Here is a 1,185-nt window from a genome sequence, read left to right as displayed (position 1 = left end):
TTCGTTAGTTGTATCAAGTTTGTCGTTTAAAATGCTCATAAACGCATAAAGTTTGGTTGGTTAATGAGGGGCTTGGTTGCCTTTGGTTTTCACCTAATGGGTGAAACTGTTTTTTGGTTGAAATCATTATGCCAGTTGGGGTTTGTGTGTGTTTTTTGGTTTTTATTTTTGGATTGGGGAAAGGTCTGAAAAAGTAATAATGTGCAAAGCTGAACTTTTCTTTCTACAAAGTTTAAATTAAATTGTTTCATAAAGAACCACACTCTCAGAGACCATGGTGAATAGCTTTTATTCCCTATAATTAATATTATTTCCTTCATTTTTCTTTTCTTTATTTAGTCCAATATACATTGCAAATAATGTCAGAATAGCCCCGAAGATTTGAATAAGAACAACCTCTTTACCTAATAAAGTAATATCAATTAAGAAAGTTATCAAAGGTTCAACTAACAAAACTAGTCCAACAGTAAATAATGACAGGTGAGGCACGGAGCTTGCTATTAGGTACCATCCAAATACTTGAACCAAAATTCCGTAAGCCAATAAATATACTAATGTTTCAACATTATTTATGGCTATACTCTCATTTGAAACTGAAGTATACACATATATAAAAAGTGAGGCCGTCGAACAGACTACAAACATGGATAAAAACTTATTTGTGCTTGTTATGTTCTTTAAAAAAAGGATTGCTATTGAATATGCTGCCCCAGATCCTAATCCATATAAGATACCATCTAATCCTACATCTGAAATTTTAGTTTCATTGTTTGTAAGTGCTACAATACCTAAAAAACCTATTAAAACAGCAAGTACTTTTGGTATGGTAATGTGCTCTTTAAAAAGAATAACTCCTACTGCAACCATAAAAAAGATTTGAGTATTGGTCAAAATAGAGCCTATTCCAGGTCCTACAATGTGAATGCTTTTATGCCATACTATATAATTAAATGCTAATACAGAACCAGTTAGTATTGAGTAGATATAATCTCTTGGTGACAGAGAGACTCTATTACCAGTTAAAATTAGAATAATAAAAAATGACAAAGCCGCAAAAAACATTCTATAAAATGCTGCACCACCTCCACCTATTGACACCACAGAGACCAGAATTGCAGACAAAGAAAATAATAGTCCGCCAACAGCTAATTGAATTAAATTAGAATATTTAGAATCTATTTTGAT

General features: G+C 32.0%; 1 protein-coding gene. It reads right to left on the bottom strand.

Translation table 11 applies throughout. The annotated features are described in order from the left end of the window. Window positions 1-288: 288 nt before the first annotated feature. On the bottom strand, window positions 289-1,185 hold an 897-nt coding region (locus BAZSYMA_RS06210; protein ID WP_090716768.1), incomplete at its 5' end, for a DMT family transporter.

The organism is Bathymodiolus azoricus thioautotrophic gill symbiont (assembly GCF_001298715.1).
GTDB lineage: Bacteria > Pseudomonadota > Gammaproteobacteria > PS1 > Pseudothioglobaceae > Thiodubiliella.
The sequence above is the reverse complement of the archived record's forward strand: the minus strand, read 5'-3'. Positions and strand labels throughout refer to the sequence as shown.